This is a genomic window from Bifidobacterium apousia, assembly GCF_007559275.1.
In the GTDB taxonomy this organism is placed as follows: Bacteria; Actinomycetota; Actinomycetes; order Actinomycetales; family Bifidobacteriaceae; genus Bombiscardovia; species Bombiscardovia apousia.
The window spans coordinates 468,248-491,688 of record NZ_VMHK01000001.1; the positions used below are offsets into that span (position 1 = coordinate 468,248).

Sequence of the window (23,441 nt, forward strand, 5' to 3'; positions counted from 1 at the left end):
CGTTACAATAATGGATTGTTGTGTTTCCCTAAGGGGTCCTCAAAGCGCTTTTCCCACTCGCCGTCTAGGACTTTCAGGGAGCCCACGGAATACATGGCTTTCGGCCAGCATGGCAGCATGCGGCGCGGAGAGCCCGAAACACAATGCAAGGAAAAGGTTGAATCGTGAAGACTTTCACCCCGAAACCAGCCGATCTGACACATGACTGGTATATCGTCGATGCCTCCGGTGTGGTGCTGGGGCGTCTGGCAGCCCAGGTGGCCGATCTGCTGCGCGGCAAGAACAAGCCCACCTATGCGCCATACGCCGACTCCGGCAACAACGTCATCGTCATCAACGCGTCCAAGATGGTGCTGACGGGCAACAAGAACGACAAGGTGCTCTACACCCACTCCGGCCGCCCTGGCGGTCTGCGTCGCGACTCCTACGGGCAGTTGATGGAGCACAACCCCGAGCGCATCATCACGACGGCGGTCAAGGGCATGCTGCCCAAGAACAAGCTGGCCAAGGTCCAGCTGACCAGGCTGCGGGTCTTCGCAGGCGAGGAGCATCCTCACACCTCGCAGCAGCCTATTGAGTACAAGATCCATCAGGTCGCCCAGCAGGCCAAGTAGGACCAGAGGAGATAATCACCATGGCTGACAACAACAACAGCTCCGCGGTTCTTGAGGCCGAGGAGACCAGCGCTTCCTACACTTCCGAGACCAACGCCGGCGCAGGCACCGGCACCTCCGCCATCGAGCCGGGCTACGGCACCGGCCGCCGCAAGGAGGCCGTCGCCCGTGTCCGTCTGATCCCGGGCTCCGGCAAGTGGAGCATCAACGGACACACCCTGGAGGAGTACTTCCCCAGCAAGCTGCACCAGCGCGAGGTCAACTCGCCGATCGTGCTGCTCAAGCTTGAGAACAAGTTCGACGTGGTCGTGCGCGTCGAGGGCGGCGGCGTGACCGGCCAGGCTGGCGCAGTCCGTCTGGGCGTTGCACGCGCCCTGAACGCCATAGACCGGGACGCCAACCGTCCTGCCCTGAAGAAGGCCGGGTTCCTGACCCGTGACGCCCGCGTGGTGGAGCGCAAGAAGGCCGGTCTGCACAAGGCCCGTCGCGCCCCGCAGTTCTCCAAGCGCTGACGTTCACAGTTTCTTCCATCCCCGAGGTTCACAGACCTCGGGGATTTTTCATGCTTTGACGGTCCCTGCAGAAGCGAACGGCAAAGCGCACGTTGGCGTGCGGAAAATGACCAGAAAAACCACGAATTCCCACACGACACGCTTCAAGCGAACGTTCGCTCATCCTGGGGCTCAATGGTGACCCCTCTGGTCTATATTGTGACTTTCGTCACGTTATGACGGATGTCCTTCGTGGACTGGCACGGTCTGAGACTGTCTGCCGTTCTGACCGGCATCCGCGGAACATGAGGAGGGCCAATATCGTGGCTGGAATGCAGAAGCAAAAGCATGAGCATCAAGTACAGGAGCCGGCAGCTGGCGGGAAAGAAGTCCGGGCGGACAGTGGTGAGATGGCCCGCAGGGAGGTCGATGCCCTGGTCGTCCGCGCACAGTCGGCTTTGCGCGCCTTTGAAGAGCTCGACCAGGGCCAAGTTGATCGGATCGTGGCCAAGGCTTCGATCGCGGCCCTGAACAAGCACCTGCCGCTGGCGCAGATGGCCGTGGAGGAGACCGGACGCGGCCTGGTGGAGGACAAGGCCACCAAGAACATCTTCGCCTGCGAGCATGTGACCAATTACCTGGCCAGGCAGCGCACCGTGGGCATCATCAGCGAGAACGACGTGGACGGCATCATCGAGGTGGCCGAGCCGGTGGGGGTCGTGGCTGGCGTGACTCCGGTGACCAATCCCACTTCGACTGCCATCTTCAAATCACTGCTGGCCCTGAAGACCCGCTGTCCCATCGTCTTCGGATTCCACCCCTACGCCCAGCGTTGCTCGGTGGAGGCGGCCCGGATCGTCCGCGACGCGGCCATTGAGGCAGGCGCTCCGCGCGATTGCATCCAGTGGATCGAGCACCCTTCAGTCGAGGCCACCGGCGCCCTGATGCAGCATCCCGGTGTGGCCACCATACTGGCCACCGGCGGCCCCGGCATGGTCAAGGCCGCCTACTCTTCGGGCAAGCCTGCCCTAGGTGTGGGAGCCGGCAATGCCCCGGCTTATGTGGATCGCAGGGTCAACGTGCCCCGGGCCGCCAACGACCTGATCCTGTCCAAGCATTTCGACTACGGCATGATCTGCGCCACAGAGCAGGCTATCATCGCTCATCAGGATGTGCATGACCGGGTGATCGAGGAGATGAAGCGGCGCAAGGCTTACTTCGTCAATCCCGAGGAGAAGGCCAAGCTGGAGGAGTACATGTTCGGCGTGCGGGCCCATGCCGGTGCCGACGCTCCCGCTCCTAGGCTCAATTCCGAGGTTCCGGGCAAGTCTCCACAGTTCATCGCCCGTCAAGCCGGGTTCGAGATCCCCGAGGACGCGACCATCCTGGCAGCCCAATGCGACCAGGTCGGCCCCATGGAACCCCTGACCCTGGAGAAGCTGGCTCCGGTTCAGGCCGTGCTCAAGGCTCGCAACAAGGACGAGGGCTTCTCCCTCTGCGAGCAGATGCTGCGCTACGGCGCCGGGCACACGGCAGCCATCCACACCGACGACGAGAGGCTGGTGCGCGAGTACGGCCAGCGCATGCACGCCTGCCGGATCGTCTGGAACCAGCCCAGCTCCCTGGGCGGCATCGGCGACATCTACAATGCCATCGCCCCCTCCCTGACCCTGGGTTGCGGCTCCTACGGCGGCAACTCGGTCTCGGGCAACGTTCAGGCGGTCAATCTGATCAACATCAAGCGGATCGCGCGGAGGAACAACAACATGCAGTGGTTCAAGGTGCCCCCCAAGACCTACTTCGAGCCCAACTCCGTCCGCTACCTGCGCGACATGTTCGGCATCCGCCGGGCCGTCATCGTATGCGACAAGGTCATGGAGCAGCTGGGGATCGTCGACAAGATCATCGATCAGCTGCGGGCCAGGTCCGAGCCCGTCACCTTCCGCATCATCGACTACGTAGAGCCGGAGCCCAGCGTCGAGACGGTGGAGCGCGGTGCGGCCATGATGCGCGATGAGTTCGGCCCCGACACCATTATCGCCGTGGGCGGCGGCAGCCCCATGGACGCGGCCAAGATCATGTGGCTGCTCTATGAGCATCCGGAGATCTCCTTTGCCGATGTTCGAGAGAAGTTCTTCGACATCCGCAAGCGGGCCTTCAAGATTCCGCCCCTGGGCACCAAGGCCAGGCTGGTCTGCATTCCCACCTCTTCAGGCACGGGTTCGGAGGTCACCCCGTTTGCGGTCATCACTGACCATAAAACCGGATACAAGTACCCCATCACCGACTATGCCCTTACTCCCAGCGTGGCCATCGTGGATCCGGTACTGGCCCGCACCCAGCCCAAGAGGCTGGCCTGCGACTCGGGCTTCGATGCCCTGACCCACTGCATGGAGGCCTTCGTTTCGGTCTACGCCAATGACTACACCGACGCCATGGCCCTGCACGCGGCCAAGCTGATCTGGGACAACCTGGAGCCTGCCGTGGGCACCGCCGGCGGCGAGGCCAAGGTGCGCGCCCAGGAGAAGATGCACAATGCGGCGACCATGGCTGGGATGGCTTTCGGTTCGGCCTTCCTGGGCATGTGCCACGGCATGGCGCATACCATCGGAGCCCTCTGCCACGTGGCCCATGGGCGGGCCAACTCCATCCTCCTGCCCTACGTGATCCGCTACAACGGACGCATCCCGGACGAGCCCACCAGCTGGCCCAAGTACAGCGAGTATGTGGCCCCGGAGCGCTACAGGCAGATGGCCCATGTGCTGGGCATCGAATCCGCTACTCCCGAGGAGGGCGTGGAGCTCTTGGCCCGTGCGGTGGAATCCTACAGGGACGAGCGCCTGGGCATGGATGCCTCCTTCCAGGCCGCAGGGGTGGACGAGGACCTCTACTGGCAGTCCTTGGATCAGATCGGCATGCGCGCCTATGAGGATCAGTGCACGCCCGCCAACCCCCGCATTCCGCTGATTGAAGACATGAAGGACATCGCCGTGGCTGCCTACTACGGGGTCAGCCAGGAGGAGGGCCACCGGATGAGGGTTGCCCGCCAGGGCGAGGATGTGGTCCAGGAGGCCTCCCAGCGGGCCTGACAGGGCTGGAATTGAGCAGAGGGTTCCCCTGGAAGCGGAGCGACACGCCCGGATTCTTCTAGGGGAACCCTCGTGCTTTAATAAGAAAGTTGCCTGTTTTGGGCTCGCATTTTGTCAATCACAATAGCGGGTGCAGCGAGGAGTCCCATCCCCACGGGATTCTCCACGGCTGCGCATGGATCCGGCTGAGGCCTGTCGGGAGGAATGTCTCCTGCGGCTGTCGTTCCGTGCCCTCGAAACAGACTGGGTAATCAGTTCATAGATCGCTAGAAAGGGCGGACGGCAATGGCGGGACAGAAAATCCGCATCAGGCTAAAGTCCTATGACCATGAGGTCATCGACCAATCGGCGAAGAAGATCGTCGAGACGGTGACGAACGCGGGCGCAACTGTGGTTGGCCCCGTTCCGCTGCCGACTGAGAAGAACGTGTATGTTGTCATCCGTTCTCCTCATAAGTACAAGGACTCCCGCGAGCACTTCGAGATGCGCACCCACAAGCGTCTGATCGACATCGTGGATCCCACGCCCAAGGCTGTGGATTCGCTGATGCATATCGATCTGCCAGCGGACGTCAACATTGAGATCAAGCTGTAGGGGAGGAGGAAACCGCATGGCTGAAGAGCAGAGGAACCGCAAGGCTCTCCTGGGCCGCAAGCTGGGCATGTCCCAGGTCTGGGACGAGAACGGCTTCTTCGTCCCGGTGACCCTGGTGGATGTGTCTACCAACGTGGTGACCGCGGTCAAGAACCAGGAGAAGGACGGCTACCAGGCCATCCAGATCGGCTACGGGCAGATCGACCCCACCAAGGTGACCAAGCCGCTGGCTGGCCACTTCGCCAAGGCCGGAGTGACCCCGCGTCGTCACTTGGTTGAGGTTCGCACCGCCGATGCCGACAGCTATCAGCCCGGCCAGGAGCTGGGCCTGGACCTGCTGCCTGAGGGCAGCGAGGTCGATGTGACCGGCACCACCAAGGGCAAGGGCTTTGCCGGCACCATCAAGCGTTGGGGCTTCAAGTCCTATCGCCGCACCCACGGCTCGCACAAGAACGAGCGTCGTCCCGGTTCTGTCGGCGCATGCGCCACCCCCAGCCGCATCCTCAAGGGGAAGCGGATGGCCGGCCGCATGGGCCACGACACCTCGACCGTCCAGAACCTGACCATCGTCTCCGCAGATGCCGAGAAGGGCGTCATCGCCATCAAGGGTGCCCTGCCCGGGCCCCGCGGCGCCATCGTCCTGGTTCGTTCGGCAGTGAAGGGAGCCTGAAACCATGGCTAAGTTGACTCTGAACATCACCGACGCCCAGGGCAAGAACACCGGGACCGTGGATGCACCCGAGCAGATCTTCGGCATTGCCGAGGAGGATGTCCGCTCGCACGTGCCGCTGATCCACCAGGTGGTCGTCGCCCAGCTGGCTGCAGCCCGCCAGGGCACGCACTCGGTCAAGACCCGGTCCACCGTCTCCGGCGGCGGCCGCAAGCCTTGGAAGCAGAAGGGCACCGGACGCGCTCGTCAGGGCTCCATCCGTGCTCCCCAGTGGACTGGTGGCGCTATTGTCCACGGCCCGCAGCCGCGTGACTACTCCCAGCGCACCCCCAAGAAGATGAAGGCCGCAGCCCTGCGCTACGTCCTGTCCGACCGGGTCAACGCCGGGCGCGTGCACGTGGTCGACTTCGGCATTGGCGAGACCCCGTCTACCAAGGCCGCCAAAGCAGCCCTGCTGCCCCTGGTCGACAACAGATTCACCACCGTCGTGCTGTCCCGCGAGAACATCAACGAGTGGCTCTCCGTCAGGAACCTGCCCACCGTCCATGTCCTCTTCGCCGATCAGCTCAACACCTACGATGTGGTCACGGCCGAGGATGTCGTTTTCAGCAAGGATGGCTTCGATGCCTTCCTGGCTGTCAAGGGCGGCGCCAAGTCCGAGACCGTCAAGGAGGCCTGATTTTCATGGCAGCTATTCACAAGCCAGCACACGACATCATTCTGCGCCCGGTCGTCTCCGAGAAGAGCTACGCCAACTCGGACCGCGGCCAGTACACATTCGTGGTGGACCCTGATGCCAACAAGGTCGCCATCAAGCAGGCCATCGAGCAGATCTTCAATGTGAAGGTCACATCGGTCAACACCCTCAATCGGCAGGGCAAGCGGACCCGGACCCGTACAGGCTGGGGTCGTCGCGCCGCCGAGAAGCGCGCCATCGTCAAGGTGGCCGAGGGCCAGTCGATCGATGTCTTCGGTACCAACAACTGAAGGCTAGCCGAGAAAAGTTAAGGAAGAACTAGATTATGGCTATCCGTACATACAAGCCGACGACCGCGGGCCGTCGCAACGCCTCGGTTTCGGACTTCGCCGAAATCACGCGCTCCAAGCCCGAGAAGTCGCTGGTTCGCAAGCTGAGCAAGACCGGCGGACGCAACTCCTATGGCCGCGTCACCAGCCGTCACCGCGGCGGCGGACACAAGCGCCAGTACCGCCTCATCGACTTCCGTCGCTGGGACAAGGACGGCGTGCCCGCCAAGGTGGCTGAGATCGAATACGATCCCAACCGCTCGGCCCGCATCGCCCTTCTGCACTTCGCAGACGGCGAGAAGCGCTACATCATCGCCCCGCAGGGCATTAAGCAGGGTGACGTCATCGAGACCGGTCCCCAGGCCGACATCAAGCCCGGCAACAACCTGCCTCTGCGCAACATCCCCACCGGCACCATCGTCCATGCCATTGAGCTGCGGCCCCTGGGCGGCGCCAAGATCGCCCGCTCGGCCGGCGCTGCCGTCCAGCTGGTGGCCAAGGACGGGGCCTACGCCCAGCTGCGTATGCCCTCCGGCGAAATCCGCAACGTCGATTCCCGTTGCCGTGCAACGGTGGGCGAGGTCGGCAACAACGACCACGCCAACGTCCAGCTCGGCAAGGCAGGACGTGCCCGCTGGATGGGTCGCAGGCCCATCACCCGTGGTGAGTCCATGAACCCGGTCGACCACCCGCATGGCGGACGTACTCGTGGCGGCAAGCCGCCAGTGTCTCCCTGGGGCAAGGGCGAGGTTCGCACCCGCAGGCCCAAGAAGGCCTCCAACAAGATGATCGTGCGTCGTCGTCCAAATGGTAAGAACCGCAAGTAAGGGAGTGTCGGAAAGATGACTCGTAGCATCAAGAAGGGCCCATTCGTCGACGCCCACTTGCAGAAGAAAGTCGACGAGCAGAACGAGAAGGGCACCAAGAACGTCATCAAGACCTGGTCCCGTCGTTCCATGATCACCCCGGACTTCATCGGGCACACTTTTGCTGTGCACGATGGCCGCAAGCATGTCCCGGTCTTCGTCACCGAGGCCATGGTCGGCCACAAGCTCGGCGAATTCGCCCCCACCAGGACCTTCAGGGGTCACGTGAAGGACGACAAGAAAGCACGCCGCTGAGGCGAGGGAGAGTAGAGACACATGGAAGCTAAGGCAATTGCACGTCACGTTCGCGTGACGCCTCGCAAGGCTCGCCGCGTCGTCGACCTCATCCGAGGCAAGCAGGCGACCGAGGCCGTGACCATTCTGAAGTTCGCCCCCCAGGACGCGGCCGTTCCGGTTCGCAAGTGCCTGGAGAGCGCCATCGCCAACGCGCGTGTCAAGGCGGACAAGGCCAACCAGCCCTTCCGCGAGAACGAGCTGATGGTTCGTGAGACCTACGTGGACGAGGGCACCACCCTGAGGCGGTTCCGAGCCCGCGCCCAGGGTCGTGCGGCCCGCATCAACAAGCGGACCAGCCACATCACCGTCGTGGTGGCCGACAAGGAAGGAGCCCGATAATGGGGCAGAAGATCAACCCGTTTGGGTACCGACTCGGCATCACCGAGGAGCACCGCAGCAAGTGGTACTCCGACTCCAACAAGGCGGGGGAGCGTTACAGCGACTTCGTCCTTGAGGATGACAAGATCCGCAAGGAGATGAACAAGGATCTGGAGCGCGCAGGCGTCTCCAAGATCGTCATCGAGCGGACCCGCGACCGTGTGCGCGTCGACATCCACACCGCCCGGCCGGGCATCGTCATCGGCCGTCGCGGCGCCGAGGCCGAGCGCGTGCGCGCCAAGCTGGAGAAGATCACCGGCAAGCAGGTCCAGCTGAACATCTTCGAGGTCAAGAACGCCTCCATCGATGCCCAGCTGGTGGCTCAGGGCATCGCCGAGCAGTTGACCAACCGCGTCACCTTCCGCAGGGCCATGCGCAAGGCTCAGCAGGATGCCATGCGCGCCGGAGCCAAGGGCATCAGGATCAAGCTGTCCGGCCGCCTGGGCGGAGCCGAGATGAGCCGTTCGGAGTTCTACCGCGAGGGCCGCGTGCCCCTGCAGACGCTCCGCGCCCTGATCGATTACGGCTTCTTCGAGGCCAGGACCACCTATGGCCGCATCGGCGTCAAGGTATGGATCTACAAGGGCGACATGACCGAGCGTCAGTTCGAGGAGCAGCAGGCTCAGCAGAACAACCGCCCCGGTCGGCGTGGCGATCGTCGTCCCCGTCGTGGTGTTCGTCCCTCTGAGGGACGCACCCGCCGCGAGCAGGATGCAGCCAAGCAGAACAGCGGTGTGGCCGCGCCGCCAGCGGCGGCTCAGGAGCAGACCGCCTCGGCCCCCGTCGCAACCGAAGCAAAGGAGTGAGCCGTGCTTATCCCAAAGAGGACTAAATACCGCAAGCAGCATCGTCCGGGTCGTTCGGGCATGTCCAAGGGCGGAAACGAGATCGCTTTCGGCGATTACGGCATCCAGGCCCTGGCTCCGGCCTACCTGACCAACCGGCAGATCGAGGCGGCCCGTATCGCCATGACCAGGTACATCAAGCGTGGTGGCCGCGTCTGGATCACGGTCTTCCCGGATCGTCCCCTGACCAAGCACGCCCTGGGATCCCGAATGGGTTCCGGCAAGGGCGCGCCCGAGTTCTGGGTGGCCAATGTCCGTCCCGGCCGGGTGCTCTTCGAGATCGGCGGCGTGAGCGAGGATGTGGCCCGCGAGGCCCTTCGCCGCGCTACTGACAAGCTTCCCATGAAGTGCCGGATTATTGCACGTGAAGGCGGTGACATCTGATGTCAGTCGGAACAGCCGAGTATTCCATCAAGAATCTGAATGAAAAGACCAATGCGGAGATCGAGGATTTCCTGAAGAAGTCCAAGGAAGAGCTGTTCAACCTGCGCTTCCAGTCGGCCACCGGTCAGCTGGAGAACACCTCCCGCCTCAAGGCCGTCAAGCACGACATCGCCAGGATGTACACCGTCCTGCGTGAGCGCGAGCTGGGCATCAGCCAGGAGCCCGCCGAAGCAAAGGCCGAGAGCAAAGCTGAGGAGAAGTAAGCATGGCTGACAAGCAGGAGCGCAACTTCCGCAAGGTTCGCAGCGGCTACGTCGTGTCCGACAAGATGGACAAGACCATCACCGTAGAGCTGGAGCAGCGTTCGACCCACCCCCTGTACGGCAAGGTCGTCCGCAGCAACCGCAAGGTCAAGGCCCATGATGAGAAGAACGAGGCCCATGTGGGCGACTTCGTGAGTATCATGGAGACCCGTCCTCTGAGCAAGACCAAGCGCTGGCGTCTCGACTCCATCGTCGAGCGCGCCAAGTAACAAGTTCGGCCAGGCTCCGCATTTCATCCCGCCTTGTCGCGGGGTGTCTGCGGAGAACCAGCGCGGCTAAGGAGAATCAATGATTCAGCAGGAATCGCGGCTTCAGGTCGCCGACAACACGGGTGCCAAGGAGATCCTGGCCATCCGCGTGCTCGGCGGGTCGAAGCGACGCTATGCCGGCATTGGCGACGTGATCGTCGCCACCGTCAAGGATGCCATTCCCGGCGGGTCGGTCAAGAAGGGCGAGGTCGTCAAGGCGGTCGTCGTCCGTACGGTCAAGGAGCATCGTCGTCACGACGGCTCCTACATCAAGTTCGACGAGAACGCGGCGGTCATCCTCGGCACCGGCCGTGAGCCCCGCGGCACTCGTATCTTCGGACCGGTCGGTCGTGAGCTGCGCGACAAGCGCTTCATGAAGATCGTGTCCCTGGCACCGGAGGTGATCTGAAGTGGTAGCCAAGATCAAGACAGGCGACCAGGTCAAGGTCATCCGCGGCAAGGATCGCGGCAAGGAGGGCAAGGTCCTGCGGATTCTGCCCAATGACCGTCTGATCGTCGAGGGTATTCAGATCGTCAAGAAGCATGTGCGCGCCACCCAGCAGGGTCAGGAGTCGGGCATCGTCCCGACCGAGGCGCCCATCCATCGCTCAAACGTGATGGTCATCGACCCGGAGACCAAGAAGCCGACTCGCATCGGCGTAAACATCAAGGAGGAGGCGCGTGACGGCAAGGTCAAGGTCGTGCGCACCCGCTTCGCCAAGAAGTCAGGCAAGGAGCTGTCATGAGCGATACCACCGTTGAAGCACCGGCAGTCCCTCGTTTGCTGCAGCAGTACCGCGAGAGCATCGTGCCCGAGCTGGAGAAGGAGTTCAAGTTCTCCAACCCCATGCAGGTGCCCAGGATCGAGAAGGTCGTGGTCTCCATGGGCGTGGGGGCCGCGGCACGTGACTCCAAGCTGATCGAGGGCGCGGTCAAGGACCTGACGGCCATCACCGGCCAGAAGCCCAAGATCACCAAGGCCAAGAAGTCTGTGGCGCAGTTCCACCTGCGTGAGGGACAGGCCATCGGCGCCTTCGCCACCCTGCGCGGCGTGCGCATGTGGGAGTTCCTGGATCGTCTGCTGACCCTGGCCCTGCCCCGCATTCGTGACTTCCGCGGCATCAGCGACCGTCAGTTCGACGGCCAGGGCAACTACAACTTCGGTCTCACGGAGCAGTCCATGTTCCACGAGATCGATCCTGATCAGATCGATCACCAGCGTGGTATGGATATCACCGTGGTGACCTCCACCAAGAACGATCAGGAGGCCCGGGCGCTGCTCAAGCAGCTGGGCTTCCCCTTCAAGGAGAACTGATATGGCAAAAACCGCTCTGAGAAACAAGGCGGCACGCAAGCCGAAGTTCAAGGTGCGTGGATACACGCGCTGCCAGGTCTGCGGTCGTCCTCATTCCGTCTATCGCAAGTTCGGCCTGTGCCGCATCTGCCTTCGCGAGAAGGCCCATCGCGGCGAGCTGCCGGGTGTGACGAAGTCCAGTTGGTAAAGATCGACGCTGAAGGTCCGCGGTCGCGGCAGTTTGCTGCCCGGCGGCGGAAACCACGGCGAGGAAGGGCATAAGCCCACATGACAATGACAGATCCCATCGCAGACATGCTGACACGTCTGCGTAATGCGAGTGCGGCCAAGCATGAAACAGTCGACATGCCGTACTCCAAGTTCAAGGCGAACATCGCGCAGATCCTCAAGCGCGAAGGCTTCATCGCCGATTACCGTGCCAAGGAGGCGCGTGTCGGGCAGGATCTGGAGATCACGCTCAAGTACGGTCCCGATGGACGCCAGTCCATTCAGGGCATCAAGCGTGTCTCCAAGCCCGGTCTGCGCCGCTACGCCAAGTCGGATTCCCTGCCTATGCCCCTGGGCGGGCTGGGAATCGCCATCATCTCGACCAGCTCGGGACTGATGACCCAGAAGGAATGCCTCGACAGGGGCATCGGCGGCGAAATCGTCGCCTACGTATGGTGAGAAAGGAGAGCTGAACATGGCATCGCATATTGGTAAGCTCCCCATCGCCGTTCCGGCAGGTGTGGAGGTGGCCTTCAAGGGCCAGGAATTCACCGCCAAGGGCCCCAAGGGCTCCGACGGGTACACGCTGCCCGATGGCATCACCGGCAAGGTCGAGGGCAATGAGATCATCATGACCCCGGCCGACGAGGATCGCACCACCAAGGCCAAGCACGGACTGAGCCGCTCCATCGTGGCTTCCATGGTCGAAGGCGTCTCCAAGGGCTACAGCAAGCACCTGCAGATCGTCGGCACCGGCTACCGCGTGGTCGCCAAGGGCAAGTCCTTGGAGTTCTCGCTGGGCTACTCGCACACCATCACTGTCGACCCCCCGGAGGGCATCACCTTCGAGACGCCGAACGCCAACGAAGTGGTCGTCTCCGGCATCGACAAGCAGGCTGTCGGCCAGGCTGCGGCAAATATCCGCGCCCTGCGTGCACCCGAGCCTTACAAGGGCAAGGGCATCAAGTACGCGGACGAGCACATCCTGCGCAAGGCTGGAAAGGCTGGTAAGTGATATGACGGTCTCGATACTAGGCAAAGGCAAGAAGATCGCCCGTCTGCGCCGCCATGCCCGTCTGCGCAAGCACGTCTCCGGCACGGCAGAGCGTCCCCGTCTGGTGGTCACACGGACCAACCGCAACATGATCGCCCAGATCGTCGACGACACCAGGGGCGTCACCCTGGTCAGCGAGTCGACCATGGCTTCGGACTACGGCTCCTTCAAGGGCACCAAGACCGAGGCTGCCCGCAAGGTGGGCGAGCAGATCGCGGCCAAGGCCAAGAAGGCCGGCATCACCACCGTGGTCTTCGACCGTGGTGGCAACAAGTACCACGGAAGGGTCGCAGCGGTTGCGGAAGGCGCCCGTGAGGGAGGTTTGGCACTGTGAGCGACAACGAAACGACAAAGGAAACAACCCAGGTGACTGAAGATTCCACAAACGCTCAGTCCAGCCAGGGTGGCAGAAGAGACCGGAACGACCGGAACGATGATCGCCGCGGTGGTCGTCGTGGCGGTTCCCGTGACGGCCGCAGGGATGGTCGTCGTGGCCGTCGCGATCGCGACGACCGTGACGACATGCTCGACAGGGTCGTGACCATCAACCGTGTGTCCAAGGTCCACAAGGGCGGTCGAACCTTCAGCTTCGCGGCTCTGGTGGTCGTGGGCGACGGCAAGGGCACTGTGGGCGTTGGCTACGGCAAGTCCCGCGAGGTTCCGGCAGCCATCTCCAAGGGTCAGCTGGACGCTAAGAAGCACATGTTCACTGTTCCCCGCATCCGCGGCACCGTCACCCACCCCGTGATAGGCCACGATGCGGCCGGCACTGTCCTCCTGCGGCCTGCGGCCCCCGGAACCGGCGTTATCGCCGGCGGTCCGGTCCGCGCCGTCCTGGAGTGCGCCGGCATCACCGACATCCTGAGCAAGTCCATGGGATCGGCCACGGCCGTCAACATGGTGCGGGCCACTGTGGCTGCCCTGAAGCAGCTGGAGGAGCCCGAGGAGATCGCGGCACGCCGTGGTCTGCCTCTGGAGGAGGTCGCCCCCGACTCCCTCCTGCGCGCACGTGCCGCCGGCATCGCCGACGAGCGCAAGGAGCGCGAAGAGGCCAAGGCCAAGGCTGACGAGCAGTCGAAGGCAGGTGAGTGATGACCAAGCAGATCAAGATCACCCTGGTCAAGGGCGTGGCTCATGCCACCGACCGCCAGAAGGAGAACGTCAGGTCGCTGGGCCTTCACAAGATCGGCCAGACCGTCCTGCGTGAGGACACCCCCGTCTACCGGGGGATGGCCGACAAGGTCCGCCACCTGGTGAACGTAGAGGAGGCAGACTGATTATGGCCAGCGACAAGCAAGAGCCCACCATCCTGCAGATGCATGACCTGCGTCCGGCTCCGGGCGCCAAGCGCGACCGCATCCGTGTAGGTCGCGGCGAGGGGTCCAAGGGCAAGACCTCCGGTCGTGGCACCAAGGGCACCAAGGCACGCTATCAGGTCCGTCCGGGCTTTGAAGGCGGCCAGCTGCCCCTGTACATGCGGCTGCCCAAGCTGCGCGGGTTCAGGAGCCCCTTCAAGAAGGAGTACCAGGTGGTCAACCTGGGTGCCCTGGAAGGACTCTTCCCCAAGGGCGGCGAGGTCACCGTCGAGGATCTGGTCAACAAGGGAGCCGTTCGCAAGGGCCGCCCTGTCAAGGTTCTGGGTGACGGCGACGTCAAGGCCGCTTTCACCCTCAAGGGCGTCAAGGCCTCGGCCTCGGCCAGAAGCAAGATAGAAGCCGCAGGCGGGTCCGTCTCCGAGAACTGATACTCGCAGGGGACAGACCGCAAGGCAGATGATTCCGGCCCTCCCCGCTCCAAGCGGGCGGGGGCCGGAATTCGTTTCCGACCCGGTTGCCATCATGATTTGACGGAACCATCGGTTAAGCTGGTCGGAGCAAGAAGGTGCGATGCACCGAGACCAACGCGCGGTCGCGTAGGGAGGGAACTTAGGTGAGGACGTTAATCCAGGCCTTCAAGACCAAGGAGCTGAGGAAGAAAATCTTCTTCGTTCTTGGCATCATCATCATCTATCGCATTGGGTCGTTCATACCTACCCCAGGCGTGGATTATCCTTCCGTGCAGAAGTGCATCACCACGGCCGGCAATGAGGACTTCATCGGTCTGGTAAACCTGTTCTCCGGCGGAGCACTGCTGCAGCTGTCCATCTTCGCACTGGGCATCATGCCCTACATCACCGCATCCATCGTGGTGCAGCTGCTGCGCGTGGTCATTCCCCGCTTCGAGGCTCTGCACAAGGAGGGTCAGTCCGGCGAGGCCAAGCTGACCGAATACACCAGGTATCTGACCATCGGCCTGGCCGTGCTGCAGTCCACGACCATTCTGGTCACAGCCCGCAACGGTGCGCTTTTCAACGGGGCCTGCCAGCAACAGGTCATTCCTGACAGTTCTGTTTGGAATCTGGTCGTCATGGTTTTGATTATGACCGGCGGCACGGGTCTGATCATGTGGATGGCCGAGTTGATCACCGACAAGGGCATTGGCAACGGCATGTCCGTCCTGATCTTCATCTCCATCTGCTCCGGCTTCCTGCCGCAGCTCTGGAACATCGGCTGGGGAACCAACGGCAAGAACGGCGACTGGGTCAAATTCGGCATTGTGGTGACCGTCCTGGTGGTCATCCTGATTCTGGTCGACTACGTGGAGCTGGCGCAGCGCCGCATTCCCGTCCAGTACACCCGTAGGATGATCGGCCGCAAGATGTACGGCGGGTCCTCCACCTATCTGCCGCTCAAGATCAATATGTCAGGCGTGATTCCCCCCATCTTCGCCTCTTCCATTCTGGCTATTCCCACCCTTATCGCCCAGTTCGGCAAGTCCGATCAGAACTGGGTCAAGTGGATCAACGCCAACATGGCCAATACGACCTCGGTCTGGTACATCGTGCTCTACTCGGTCATGATTGTCTTCTTCTGCTTCTTCTACACTTCAATCACTTTCAACCCTGACGAGACTGCCGACAACATGAAGGAGTACGGCGGCTTCATCCCGGGCATCAGGGCCGGACGGGCCACCAGCCGGTACCTATCATACGTAATGAACCGGCTGAACACGGTCGGGGCCATCTACCTGCTCTTTGTGGCCCTGATTCCCACGGTGCTGATCATGCTGCTGAAGATCAACTCCAAGCTGCCCTTCGGCGGGACCACCATACTGATTATCGCCGGCGTCGGTCTGGACACCCTGCGCCAGGCCAGGGCGCAGACCGAGCAGTTCCAGTACACCGGTTTCCTGCTGGAGGGCGACCACAAGGAGGGCTGATCCTTCGGTCGAACACCTGCAGGTGGTATCAATCCAAACAGATGAAGGTCCGGCCCTGTCACTTGCTGGCAGGGAGCCGGACCATTTTGTGTTAGTCCTGAGTCAGGAAGACTGTTCGTGTGAGTTTTAGCGAGTGAAACCTGCTCTTGGAGCGGGCAGCCGCTAGCATACGGTAAAGAGGGTTCTTCGCGGTTGGTCCGCCTAGGACTGTAGACCAAGAACATCAAGCAAAGGATAGGGAATGGCACAGCGACTGTTGATCATGGGACCTCAAGGTGTAGGCAAGGGCACGCAGGCGGCCTTGCTCAGCAAGCATTATGGGATTCCGGCCATATCCACTGGTGACATTTTCCGCTACAACCTGAAGAACGGAACCGAGCTGGGTAAGCAGGCCAGGGCCTACACCGACAAGGGCGAGCTTGTTCCGGACGAGCTGACCAATACAATCGTCAAGGACCGTTTGGGCATGGATGATGCGGCCCAGGGCTGGATTCTGGACGGCTACCCCCGTTCGGCATCCCAGGTCGAGGCGCTGGACAAGATGCTCGAAGAGCTGGGCACTCCGCTGACGGCTGTGGTGGCCCTGGATGCCAACCATGAGGTTCTTATGCAGCGCATCGCCAAGCGAGCCAAGGAGGAGGGTCGGGCAGACGATACCCCCGAGGCCATTGCCAAACGGCTGGATATCTATGCCAAGGAGACTGCCCCCTTGCTGAACACCTACAAGAGCCGTGGCCTTCTGGTTGCAGTGGACGGCCAGGGCGAGGTCGATAAGATATCCAAGGAGATTATCGCGCAGCTGGACAAGCGCTAATTCATGGCTTGTCAGGCGAGAGGCTTGCCGCCGGCGCAATCAACCGATGCCAGGCAATGAGCAAGACCAAGCGTGCCTTGTTCAGCACACACTGGTAAGACTTGCTGATACGACTATGCGAGCCATAGAAGCTGCATGACCCCGAGGGGCATGGCAGCTTCTTTTTGTGGATGGCGGAAATCCATGCGCGTCCGCCCCACTCTGGTGGACAGGGTGATAGCCTTGGTGCATCCATGCCCTCTTGCTAAGGGTAAATGCATGTCGGTGATTGGCCGTAAAAGATAGAGCAATCAATACAGAAACAGAAGAGGTCCATTTGAAGGGGTCTACGGCATCCGTGGTCAGATCGGATAAACAGGAACCAGCGCGTCCGAAGCACACCATCCGAACCATTCTGCGCTCCCTGCGCGAATACCGGAAGGCCAGTTTTCTGGCTCCGGCTTTCGTTTTTTTGGAGAGCGTCCTCGAGATTGTGATCCCGACCATCATGGCTTCCCTGATTGACCAAGGGGTCTCGGGGAGGTCCATGCCGGCCATCTTCAAATTCGGGCTGATCCTGCTGGCCTGCTCGGCCGTCTCCCTGTTCTCAGGATTCATGTCCGGGCGGTATGCGGCCATCGCCTCTTCCGGCCTGGCCAAGAATGTCCGCAGCGATCTGTTCGCCAAGGTGCAGTCCTTCAGCTTCACCAACATCGACCGCTTCTCGACCGGGTCCATCATCACCAGGCTGACCACCGATGTGACCAACCTGCAGAACGCCTATCAGATGGTCATCAGGGTCGGGGTCAGGGCGCCGATCATGGTCATCGTGGCCTGGCTCTTTTCTTATAGGATCTCCAGGCCCATATCCCTGGTCTTCCTGATCGCCATCCCCATCCTGGGCTTCGGTCTGATCGGCCTGTCCCTGCTGGTTCATCCCATCTTCGAGCGGGTCTTCCACACCTACGACCACCTCAACAATGTGGTGGACGAGAACCTTCAGGGCATCAGGGTGGTCAAGTCCTACAACCGGGAGGACTACGAGGAGCGCAAATTCAACGGTATTTCTTTGGCTATCTACCGGGCCTTCTGCAAGGCCGAGCGGATCATGAGCCTGAACCCGGCGCTGTTGAACTTCTGCATCTACGCCTCTCTGCTGGTCATATCCTGGATGGGCGCCTCCCAGATTGTGGCCTCCGGAAACAATGCCGCCCTGGGGCTGACCACGGGCGATTTGACCGCCCTGGTCACCTATGCCATCCAGATCATGATGGCCATGAACATGGTCTCCATGATCGTGGTCATGGTCGTCATCTCCCAGGCCTCGGCCGAGCGCATCTGCCAGGTGCTCAACGAGGTCAGCACCGTGCATGATCCCGCCAAGCCGGTCATGAAGGTGGCCGACGGCTCCATCAGCTTCCAGGATGTGACCTTCCGCTACTCGGAGCGGTCCGAACGTCCCGTTCTGAGCCACATCAACCTGCAGGTTCCCTCGGGCTCCACCCTGGGCATCGTGGGCGGGACCGGCTCCTCCAAGTCCAGCCTGGTCCAGCTCATCCCCCGTCTCTACGACGTGACCGAGGGGTCCCTCCAGGTGGGCGGCGTGGACGTGCGCCAGTACGACCTGACCGTCCTGCGCGACCAGGTGGCCATGGTGCTCCAGAAGAATGTCCTGTTCACCGGGACCATCGCCGAGAACCTACGTTGGGGCAACCCTGAGGCCACGGACGAAGATCTGGTGCGCGCCTGCACCCTGGCCCAGGCCGACGATTTCGTGCGGGAGTTTCCTGATGGCTATCAGACCTATCTGGACGAGGGCGGCACCAACCTTTCTGGCGGCCAGCGACAGCGTCTGTGCATAGCGCGGGCCCTGCTGAAGAAGCCCGACATCCTGATTCTGGACGACTCGACCAGCGCCGTGGACACCAAAACCGACCAGCTGATCCGCCGCGCCTTCAGCCAGGAAATCCCTGACACCACCAAGATCATCATCTCCCAGCGCCTGGCCTCTGTGGAGGACGCCGACATGATCGTGGTCCTGGAGGAGGGCAGGATTCTCGACAAGGGCACCCACCAGGAGCTCCTGCGAACATGTCAGGAGTACCGATCCATCTACGAGTCCCAGACCAGGAACCAGAGCGAGGAGGACAAGGACCATGAGTGACGGATCATTCAAGGACCGCAAGCCCCGCCTGGACAAGGCCGCGCCGGGAACGACCCGTCGCATCCTGGGCTACTTGCTGGCCTACCGCTGGCAGCTGGCGGTGATCGTGGTCTGCATCATCATCAGCGCCGGGGCCCAGGCGGCATCGGCCTTCTTCCTCCAGCCGCTGATCGACCACTACATCCTGCCGCTGGTCGGGGCCGCCGACCCTGACTGGGGACCGCTGATGAGGACCCTGATCCTGATGGGCTGCCTCTATGCAGTGGGGACCTTCTGCTCCTGGTTCTGGAACTGGCTGATCGTCAAGGTGGAGCAGGGCACCCTGAAGACCATCCGCGACCAGATGTTCGCCCACCAGCAGGAGCTGCCCATCGGCTTCTTCGACACCCATGAGCATGGCGACACCATGAGCCGCTACACCAACGACACGGATACCCTCCGTCAGGCCATCTCGCAGTCCTTCCCGCAGATGGTCTCCTCGGTCCTGTCCGCCTTGGCAGCCCTGATCTCCATGCTCTGGCTCTCCATCCCCTTCACCGTCCTGACCCTGGTCTTCGCGGCGGTCCTGATCGTGGTAGTCCGGGTTCTGGTCACCCGAAGCGGCCGGTACTTTGTTCACCAGCAGCGCTATCTGGGTCAGGTGAACGCCTTCGTGGAAGAGGCCGTCAACGGGCAGAAGGTCATCAAGGTCTTCAACCATGAGGATGCCACCGCCAAGGTCTTCGAGCAGAGGAACCAGGAGCTCTTCCATGCCTCGGCCCAGGCCAACACCTACGGCAACGTCACCATGCCGGTCGTGGGCAACATGGGCTACCTGCTCTATGTCATCCTGGCCATCGTGGGCGGTCTGGCCGGCATCGCGGGCATGGGCAATGTAGGACTGACCGGGGCTGGGCCGCTGACCCTGGGAACCATCGTCTCCCTTCTAACCCTCTCCCGCTCCTTCATCAACCCCATCGGCCAGGTCTCCATGCAGTTCAACATGGTCATGATGGCCCTGGCAGGCGCCTCCCGGATCTTCGACCTGATGGACGAGCCTGTCGAGTCCGACCAGGGCACGGTCAGATTGGTCAGCGTCGAACTGGCCTCGGACGGCCGGACCATGACCCCTGTCGACCATGAGACAGGGCACTGGGCCTGGAAGCGTGAGGCCGACGACGACGGCAGGCGCTCGCTGGAGGCTGCCATGAAGCTTCCCGGCGATGCCCGCGATGTGGCCCTGAAGGCCAAGGACCAGGCCATCACCTCCCCTGACGGCCGATACACCCTCCTCCAGGGGGATGTGCGATTCACCGACGTCAGCTTCGGGTATGACCCGAAGAAGCCTGTCCTGCACGACATCACCTGGTTCGCCAAGCCCGGGCAGAAGGTGGCGCTTGTCGGCGCCACCGGTGCCGGCAAGACCACGATCACCAACCTGATCAACCGTTTCTACGACATCCAGCAGGGGCAGATCCTCTATGACGGCATCGATGTGAGGAACATCCGCAAGCCTGACCTCCGCCGCTCCCTGGGCATCGTCCTGCAGGATGTCAACCTCTTCACGGGCACCGTCCTGGACAACATCCGCTATGGGCGCCTGGACGCTACAGACGAAGAGTGTATCGAGGCTGCCAAGATGACCAACGCCGACAGCTTCATCCGCATGCTTCCCCAGGGCTACCAGACCGTTCTTGAGGGGGATGGAAGCGGACTGTCCCAGGGTCAGCGACAGCTGATCTCCATTGCCAGGGCGGCGGTGGCCGATCCGCCGGCCATGATTCTGGACGAAGCCACTTCCTCAATCGACACCCGCACCGAGGAGGTGGTCCAGCAAGGCATGGACGCATTGATGCGAGGCCGGACGGTCTTCGTCATCGCCCATAGGCTCTCCACGGTTCGCAACTCCGATGTGATCATGGTCCTGGACCACGGGCGGATCATCGAGCGCGGCAATCACGATGAGCTGATGACCAGGCATGGCGAGTACTACCAGCTCTACACCGGAGCCCTGGAACTGGAGTAAGACACTCTGGGATTGCCGAACGTTAGCAGAAGGTACGGTGGGCTTTTTGATTCGGCAATAAGCAAAACCAGTGGGGCGGGGCGGCACATGACTGATGCCCCGCCCCTGAGTGTAGCTGATGGCTGGGAACTTCGCCGACAACCAACCTGATTTCACCCAGCTCAAACCTCATATGGCAAGACTTCTTCCGCGTGCTGGTTCATGAGGCACATGTGGAGCGGGTACATCCAACGTCTGCCACTACCGGCTGCTGGACTTCGGCGATCAGTGCTTGGCTGTCTGATGAATTGGGCCACAGGGCAATTCGTATCTGCGCGAAGGCACGGGCAAGATGGCATTGACTGGAGCCTGGCGGTTTGATCTTCGTCTGAGCTGCTGGTAGTTGGCCCACTAAAAGAAGGACCTGACCCACAAATCAGCAGGTCAGGCCCTATACGAACAGGAATCAGGTTCGATCTCAGAGGATCCCCTGGGCCACCATGGCATCGGCCACCTTGGTGAAGCCGGCCACGTTGGCGCCCAGCATCAGGTCGCCCTCATGCCCGTATTCCTGGGAGGCCTGGTAGGACTTCTGGAAGATTCCAGTCATGATGTCCTTGAGTCGCTGGTCCACTTCGTCGAAGGTCCACTGCAGGCGCAGCGAATTCTGGCTCATCTCCAGGCCGGAGACGGCCACGCCGCCGGCATTGGCGGCCTTGGCGGGTCCGTAGAGCACCTTGTTATCCTGGTAGACCTGGATGGCCTCGGGGGTGGAGGGCATGTTGGCGCCTTCGCATACCACGGTGCATCCGTTGGCGACCAGGGTCTTTGCTGATTCCTCGTCGATTTCGTTCTGCGTGGCGCAGGGCAGGGCGATGTCGCAGGGCACAGTCCAGACGCCCTTGCAGCCCTCGTGGTACTCAGCGGAGTCCACACGGTCCGCATACTCGCGAATTCGGCCGCGGTGACCAAGCTTAATGTCCTTGACGACATCCAGGTCAATCCCCTTGGGATCATAGACGTATCCGTTGGAGTCGGATGCCGTTACCACCTTGGCGCCTAGTTGCTGGGCCTTTTCGGTGGCGAAGATGGCCACGTTGCCCGAACCGGAGATGACGACGGTCTTGCCCTGGAAGGAATCCTTGCGCAGCGTCTGCAGGGCCTCCTGGGTGTAGTAGCACAGGCCGTAACCCGTGGCCTCGGTCCTGGCCAGGGAGCCGCCGAAGGTCAGGTCCTTGCCGGTCAGCACGCCCGAGTACTCGTCGCGCATTCTCTTGTACTGGCCGAACAGGTAGCCGATCTCGCGGGATCCCACGTTGATGTCGCCGGCGGGCACGTCGGTGAACTGGCCGATGTGGCGCTGCAGCTCAGTCATGAAGGCCTGGCAGAAGCGCATGACCTCGGCATCCGAGCGGCCCTTGGGGTCGAAGTCGGATCCTCCCTTGGCGCCGCCCATAGGCAGCCCGGTCAGCGAATTCTTCAGAATCTGCTCGAAGCCCAGGAACTTGATGACCGACTCGGTCACGGTCGGGTGGAAGCGAAGGCCGCCCTTGTAGGGGCCGATGGCCGAATTGAATTGGATCCGGTAGCCGCGGTTGACCTGCACATGGCCTTGGTCATCGGTCCAGGCCACACGGAACTTGACTGCACGCTCGGGCTCGACCAGACGTTCCAGCACGCCGTTGGCCTCATACTCTGGATGCCGCTCCACCACGGGTTCCAGGCTGGAGAAAACTTCGCGGACAGCCTGCAGGAATTCCGGCTGGTCGCCGTCGCGCTTCTCAACCTGCTGGTATACGCGCTTGATGTATTCGTTGGTGAGCATCTGAGCTCCTTTGACTAGGAATGGCCGGTCCGTCCGGTCCACATGCGATTGGGTCCGCCCTCAAGAGCCTGCGGGGGCTGGCGGAATCTTATCCTATGGTAAAGGTCTCAAAGTTACGTCACAAGAATTCCGGCCCGCAATGTCTGGCATGTGGTCATTCAAGGCCCGAAGAATGAGAGAACAAGAACGAGCAAGCAAAACTGCTGACGAAAGTTGAGTCTCCTAGACTCAACTTTTATTCCTTGGGTGAACAGTGGGCATGGAACCCGGCGCCTGCGGTTTGGACAAAGTGAAGGGCAGGGAGCCCGGGAGGACAGGTCAGGATGTCCACCCGGGGTTCCGGTCCGCAGAAACTATTGACTTTGAGAATCAGGAGATGCGATTATGGCTATGTTTCCCGCATTGATGAACAATTCGATCTTCGGCGACTTCTTCGACGATCCCTTCTTCAACAACTGGCGTGACGGGCGTCGGCAGGGTCAGGGCGCCAAGAACGCGCTGAACAGCCCCTTGATGAACACGGATGTGCGTGAGCAGGACGGGCAGTACCAGCTCTCCATCGACATGCCCGGCTTCGACAAGAAGGACATCGGTCTGCGTCTGGAGGATGGCTACCTGATTGTCTCCGCCCAGAAGAACAGTGACCAGGGCGACAAGGACGACCAGGGACGGTGGATTCGGCGTGAGCGTTACACCGGGTCCTGCTCCCGCAGCTTCTATGTGGGCGACAAGGTCCGCCAGGAGGACATTCATGCCCACTATGCCAACGGCACCCTGGAGGTGACCCTGCCCAAGACCAGCATCGAGCCGGCTGACCACACGCAGAACATCGCCATTGAGGACTGAGGGATTCGGGTCCTCATCGGACCGCCTGAACGACTGCTATACTGATTGAGCGACAGCCGTTCAGACGGCCCTTTTGTCGTGTCAACACGCTATTGCCCAATTTTGGGTGCATCAATGCTATACTTGCCATTTGGCGTGTCTTTCGGCGCGCTGTGTAACCGGCCGAGGAT

30 protein-coding genes are annotated in these 23,441 nt (G+C 61.8%); 29 read left to right on the plus strand and 1 reads right to left on the minus strand.

The genetic code is table 11. The features are described 5' to 3' along the window. The first annotated feature begins 164 nt into the window (after nt 1-164). From rplM to FPK30_RS01940, 28 genes are all read left to right on the plus strand, one after another. Nucleotides 165-614 carry a 50S ribosomal protein L13 gene (gene rplM / locus FPK30_RS01805; protein WP_024626794.1) on the plus strand — a complete coding sequence of 150 codons (450 nt, stop codon included), beginning with the start codon at nt 165-167 and terminating at the stop codon, nt 612-614. A 20-nt stretch (nt 615-634) separates the two neighbouring features. Continuing rightward, the gene (gene rpsI / locus FPK30_RS01810) at nt 635-1,126 is read left to right on the plus strand and encodes a 30S ribosomal protein S9 (RefSeq protein ID WP_015022361.1); all 492 of its coding nucleotides are present in this window, start codon (nt 635-637) and stop codon (nt 1,124-1,126) included. A 311-nt stretch (nt 1,127-1,437) separates the two neighbouring features. Next, the gene (adhE, locus tag FPK30_RS01815; protein ID WP_144085048.1) at nt 1,438-4,194 is read left to right on the plus strand and encodes a bifunctional acetaldehyde-CoA/alcohol dehydrogenase; all 2,757 of its coding nucleotides are present in this window, start codon (nt 1,438-1,440) and stop codon (nt 4,192-4,194) included. A gap of 285 nt (nt 4,195-4,479) precedes the next feature. Then, nucleotides 4,480-4,788 (plus strand): 30S ribosomal protein S10, encoded by a 309-nt coding sequence (gene rpsJ, locus FPK30_RS01820; RefSeq protein ID WP_006295278.1) that lies wholly within the window; start codon nt 4,480-4,482, stop codon nt 4,786-4,788. Nucleotides 4,789-4,804: 16 nt separating this feature from the next. Further along, on the plus strand, nt 4,805-5,458 hold the full coding sequence (gene rplC / locus FPK30_RS01825; RefSeq protein ID WP_015022359.1) for a 50S ribosomal protein L3: 654 nt from the start codon (nt 4,805-4,807) through the stop codon (nt 5,456-5,458). A gap of 4 nt (nt 5,459-5,462) precedes the next feature. Beyond that, on the plus strand, nt 5,463-6,137 hold the full coding sequence (gene rplD / locus FPK30_RS01830; RefSeq protein WP_015022358.1) for a 50S ribosomal protein L4: 675 nt from the start codon (nt 5,463-5,465) through the stop codon (nt 6,135-6,137). Nucleotides 6,138-6,142: 5 nt separating this feature from the next. Beyond that, the gene (rplW, locus tag FPK30_RS01835) at nt 6,143-6,445 is read left to right on the plus strand and encodes a 50S ribosomal protein L23 (protein WP_015022357.1); all 303 of its coding nucleotides are present in this window, start codon (nt 6,143-6,145) and stop codon (nt 6,443-6,445) included. A gap of 35 nt (nt 6,446-6,480) precedes the next feature. Further along, the gene (rplB, locus tag FPK30_RS01840) at nt 6,481-7,311 is read left to right on the plus strand and encodes a 50S ribosomal protein L2 (protein ID WP_015022356.1); all 831 of its coding nucleotides are present in this window, start codon (nt 6,481-6,483) and stop codon (nt 7,309-7,311) included. Nucleotides 7,312-7,326: 15 nt separating this feature from the next. Beyond that, nucleotides 7,327-7,605: a 30S ribosomal protein S19 gene (gene rpsS / locus FPK30_RS01845; RefSeq protein ID WP_015022355.1), complete on the plus strand. Its 279-nt coding sequence runs from the start codon at nt 7,327-7,329 to the stop codon at nt 7,603-7,605. A gap of 21 nt (nt 7,606-7,626) precedes the next feature. After that, on the plus strand, nt 7,627-7,986 hold the full coding sequence (rplV, locus tag FPK30_RS01850; RefSeq protein WP_045924817.1) for a 50S ribosomal protein L22: 360 nt from the start codon (nt 7,627-7,629) through the stop codon (nt 7,984-7,986). Next, complete coding sequence (rpsC, locus tag FPK30_RS01855) at nt 7,986-8,831, plus strand: 30S ribosomal protein S3 (RefSeq protein WP_029678066.1); 846 nt, start codon at nt 7,986-7,988, stop codon at nt 8,829-8,831. Before rplV ends, rpsC begins: the two co-directional genes overlap by 1 nt. 3 nt (nt 8,832-8,834) lie before the next feature. Further along, the gene (gene rplP / locus FPK30_RS01860; protein WP_015022352.1) at nt 8,835-9,254 is read left to right on the plus strand and encodes a 50S ribosomal protein L16; all 420 of its coding nucleotides are present in this window, start codon (nt 8,835-8,837) and stop codon (nt 9,252-9,254) included. After that, the gene (gene rpmC, locus FPK30_RS01865) at nt 9,254-9,517 is read left to right on the plus strand and encodes a 50S ribosomal protein L29 (RefSeq protein WP_015022351.1); all 264 of its coding nucleotides are present in this window, start codon (nt 9,254-9,256) and stop codon (nt 9,515-9,517) included. Before rplP ends, rpmC begins: the two co-directional genes overlap by 1 nt. A 2-nt stretch (nt 9,518-9,519) precedes the next feature. Then, complete coding sequence (gene rpsQ, locus FPK30_RS01870; RefSeq protein WP_015022350.1) at nt 9,520-9,786, plus strand: 30S ribosomal protein S17; 267 nt, start codon at nt 9,520-9,522, stop codon at nt 9,784-9,786. Between the two features lie 79 nt (nt 9,787-9,865). Continuing rightward, complete coding sequence (gene rplN / locus FPK30_RS01875; protein WP_015022349.1) at nt 9,866-10,234, plus strand: 50S ribosomal protein L14; 369 nt, start codon at nt 9,866-9,868, stop codon at nt 10,232-10,234. 1 nt (nt 10,235) lies between these two features. After that, entirely contained in the window at nt 10,236-10,571 is a 336-nt protein-coding gene (gene rplX, locus FPK30_RS01880) for a 50S ribosomal protein L24 (protein ID WP_015022348.1), read from the plus strand. Beyond that, on the plus strand, nt 10,568-11,140 hold the full coding sequence (rplE, locus tag FPK30_RS01885) for a 50S ribosomal protein L5 (RefSeq protein WP_024626788.1): 573 nt from the start codon (nt 10,568-10,570) through the stop codon (nt 11,138-11,140). The genes rplX and rplE overlap by 4 nt, the downstream gene beginning before the upstream one ends. Before the next feature lies 1 nt (nt 11,141). Then, nucleotides 11,142-11,327 (plus strand): type Z 30S ribosomal protein S14, encoded by a 186-nt coding sequence (locus FPK30_RS01890; RefSeq protein WP_015022346.1) that lies wholly within the window; start codon nt 11,142-11,144, stop codon nt 11,325-11,327. Between the two features lie 80 nt (nt 11,328-11,407). Next, nucleotides 11,408-11,806 (plus strand): 30S ribosomal protein S8, encoded by a 399-nt coding sequence (gene rpsH / locus FPK30_RS01895; protein WP_024626787.1) that lies wholly within the window; start codon nt 11,408-11,410, stop codon nt 11,804-11,806. A gap of 16 nt (nt 11,807-11,822) precedes the next feature. Continuing rightward, the gene (gene rplF, locus FPK30_RS01900) at nt 11,823-12,362 is read left to right on the plus strand and encodes a 50S ribosomal protein L6 (protein ID WP_144085049.1); all 540 of its coding nucleotides are present in this window, start codon (nt 11,823-11,825) and stop codon (nt 12,360-12,362) included. Between the two features lies 1 nt (nt 12,363). Then, entirely contained in the window at nt 12,364-12,735 is a 372-nt protein-coding gene (gene rplR, locus FPK30_RS01905) for a 50S ribosomal protein L18 (RefSeq protein ID WP_015022343.1), read from the plus strand. Continuing rightward, entirely contained in the window at nt 12,732-13,493 is a 762-nt protein-coding gene (rpsE, locus tag FPK30_RS01910; protein ID WP_045924815.1) for a 30S ribosomal protein S5, read from the plus strand. The genes rplR and rpsE overlap by 4 nt, the downstream gene beginning before the upstream one ends. After that, nucleotides 13,493-13,678, plus strand: coding sequence for a 50S ribosomal protein L30 (gene rpmD, locus FPK30_RS01915; protein ID WP_045924814.1), 186 nt, complete (start codon nt 13,493-13,495; stop codon nt 13,676-13,678). Before rpsE ends, rpmD begins: the two co-directional genes overlap by 1 nt. 2 nt (nt 13,679-13,680) lie before the next feature. Then, on the plus strand, nt 13,681-14,145 hold the full coding sequence (gene rplO / locus FPK30_RS01920; RefSeq protein WP_029676013.1) for a 50S ribosomal protein L15: 465 nt from the start codon (nt 13,681-13,683) through the stop codon (nt 14,143-14,145). Between the two features lie 185 nt (nt 14,146-14,330). Then, a complete protein-coding gene (gene secY, locus FPK30_RS01925) occupies nt 14,331-15,659 on the plus strand; it encodes a preprotein translocase subunit SecY (protein WP_024626782.1) in 1,329 nt (442 codons plus the stop codon). Nucleotides 15,660-15,900: 241 nt separating this feature from the next. Beyond that, nucleotides 15,901-16,473, plus strand: a complete 573-nt coding sequence (locus FPK30_RS01930; protein WP_144085050.1) for an adenylate kinase — start codon at nt 15,901-15,903, stop codon at nt 16,471-16,473. Between the two features lie 337 nt (nt 16,474-16,810). After that, on the plus strand, nt 16,811-18,616 hold the full coding sequence (locus FPK30_RS01935; protein WP_260804363.1) for an ABC transporter ATP-binding protein: 1,806 nt from the start codon (nt 16,811-16,813) through the stop codon (nt 18,614-18,616). After that, the gene (locus FPK30_RS01940) at nt 18,609-20,621 is read left to right on the plus strand and encodes an ABC transporter ATP-binding protein (RefSeq protein ID WP_144085052.1); all 2,013 of its coding nucleotides are present in this window, start codon (nt 18,609-18,611) and stop codon (nt 20,619-20,621) included. Before FPK30_RS01935 ends, FPK30_RS01940 begins: the two co-directional genes overlap by 8 nt. A 457-nt stretch (nt 20,622-21,078) precedes the next feature. On the opposite strand, the gene gdhA is transcribed toward FPK30_RS01940, so the two are convergent. Then, nucleotides 21,079-22,425 carry an NADP-specific glutamate dehydrogenase gene (gdhA, locus tag FPK30_RS01945; protein ID WP_144085053.1) on the minus strand — a complete coding sequence of 449 codons (1,347 nt, stop codon included), beginning with the start codon at nt 22,423-22,425 and terminating at the stop codon, nt 21,079-21,081. A 384-nt stretch (nt 22,426-22,809) separates the two neighbouring features. Here gdhA and FPK30_RS01950 point away from each other — a divergent pair, with 384 nt between their 5' ends. Then, nucleotides 22,810-23,271: an Hsp20/alpha crystallin family protein gene (locus FPK30_RS01950; RefSeq protein WP_144085054.1), complete on the plus strand. Its 462-nt coding sequence runs from the start codon at nt 22,810-22,812 to the stop codon at nt 23,269-23,271. Nucleotides 23,272-23,441: the final 170 nt, after the last annotated feature.

Coding starts and splice junctions, on each gene's coding strand:
- rpsI (WP_015022361.1), top strand. CDS start 635: ATGGCTGACAACAACAACAGCTCCGCGGTTCTTGAGGCCGAGGAGACC.
- rpsJ (WP_006295278.1), top strand. CDS start 4,480: ATGGCGGGACAGAAAATCCGCATCAGGCTAAAGTCCTATGACCATGAG.
- rpsC (WP_029678066.1), top strand. CDS start 7,986: ATGGGGCAGAAGATCAACCCGTTTGGGTACCGACTCGGCATCACCGAG.
- rplE (WP_024626788.1), top strand. CDS start 10,568: ATGAGCGATACCACCGTTGAAGCACCGGCAGTCCCTCGTTTGCTGCAG.
- rpmC (WP_015022351.1), top strand. CDS start 9,254: ATGTCAGTCGGAACAGCCGAGTATTCCATCAAGAATCTGAATGAAAAG.
- rpsS (WP_015022355.1), top strand. CDS start 7,327: ATGACTCGTAGCATCAAGAAGGGCCCATTCGTCGACGCCCACTTGCAG.
- adhE (WP_144085048.1), top strand. CDS start 1,438: ATGCAGAAGCAAAAGCATGAGCATCAAGTACAGGAGCCGGCAGCTGGC.
- rpmD (WP_045924814.1), top strand. CDS start 13,493: ATGACCAAGCAGATCAAGATCACCCTGGTCAAGGGCGTGGCTCATGCC.
- rplF (WP_144085049.1), top strand. CDS start 11,823: ATGGCATCGCATATTGGTAAGCTCCCCATCGCCGTTCCGGCAGGTGTG.
- FPK30_RS01940 (WP_144085052.1), top strand. CDS start 18,609: ATGAGTGACGGATCATTCAAGGACCGCAAGCCCCGCCTGGACAAGGCC.
- FPK30_RS01950 (WP_144085054.1), top strand. CDS start 22,810: ATGGCTATGTTTCCCGCATTGATGAACAATTCGATCTTCGGCGACTTC.
- rplB (WP_015022356.1), top strand. CDS start 6,481: ATGGCTATCCGTACATACAAGCCGACGACCGCGGGCCGTCGCAACGCC.
- rplW (WP_015022357.1), top strand. CDS start 6,143: ATGGCAGCTATTCACAAGCCAGCACACGACATCATTCTGCGCCCGGTC.
- gdhA (WP_144085053.1), bottom strand. CDS start 22,425: ATGCTCACCAACGAATACATCAAGCGCGTATACCAGCAGGTTGAGAAG.
- rplV (WP_045924817.1), top strand. CDS start 7,627: ATGGAAGCTAAGGCAATTGCACGTCACGTTCGCGTGACGCCTCGCAAG.
- FPK30_RS01890 (WP_015022346.1), top strand. CDS start 11,142: ATGGCAAAAACCGCTCTGAGAAACAAGGCGGCACGCAAGCCGAAGTTC.
- FPK30_RS01930 (WP_144085050.1), top strand. CDS start 15,901: ATGGCACAGCGACTGTTGATCATGGGACCTCAAGGTGTAGGCAAGGGC.
- rpsH (WP_024626787.1), top strand. CDS start 11,408: ATGACAATGACAGATCCCATCGCAGACATGCTGACACGTCTGCGTAAT.
- rplN (WP_015022349.1), top strand. CDS start 9,866: ATGATTCAGCAGGAATCGCGGCTTCAGGTCGCCGACAACACGGGTGCC.
- rplD (WP_015022358.1), top strand. CDS start 5,463: ATGGCTAAGTTGACTCTGAACATCACCGACGCCCAGGGCAAGAACACC.
- rplO (WP_029676013.1), top strand. CDS start 13,681: ATGGCCAGCGACAAGCAAGAGCCCACCATCCTGCAGATGCATGACCTG.
- rpsQ (WP_015022350.1), top strand. CDS start 9,520: ATGGCTGACAAGCAGGAGCGCAACTTCCGCAAGGTTCGCAGCGGCTAC.
- rplC (WP_015022359.1), top strand. CDS start 4,805: ATGGCTGAAGAGCAGAGGAACCGCAAGGCTCTCCTGGGCCGCAAGCTG.
- rplR (WP_015022343.1), top strand. CDS start 12,364: ATGACGGTCTCGATACTAGGCAAAGGCAAGAAGATCGCCCGTCTGCGC.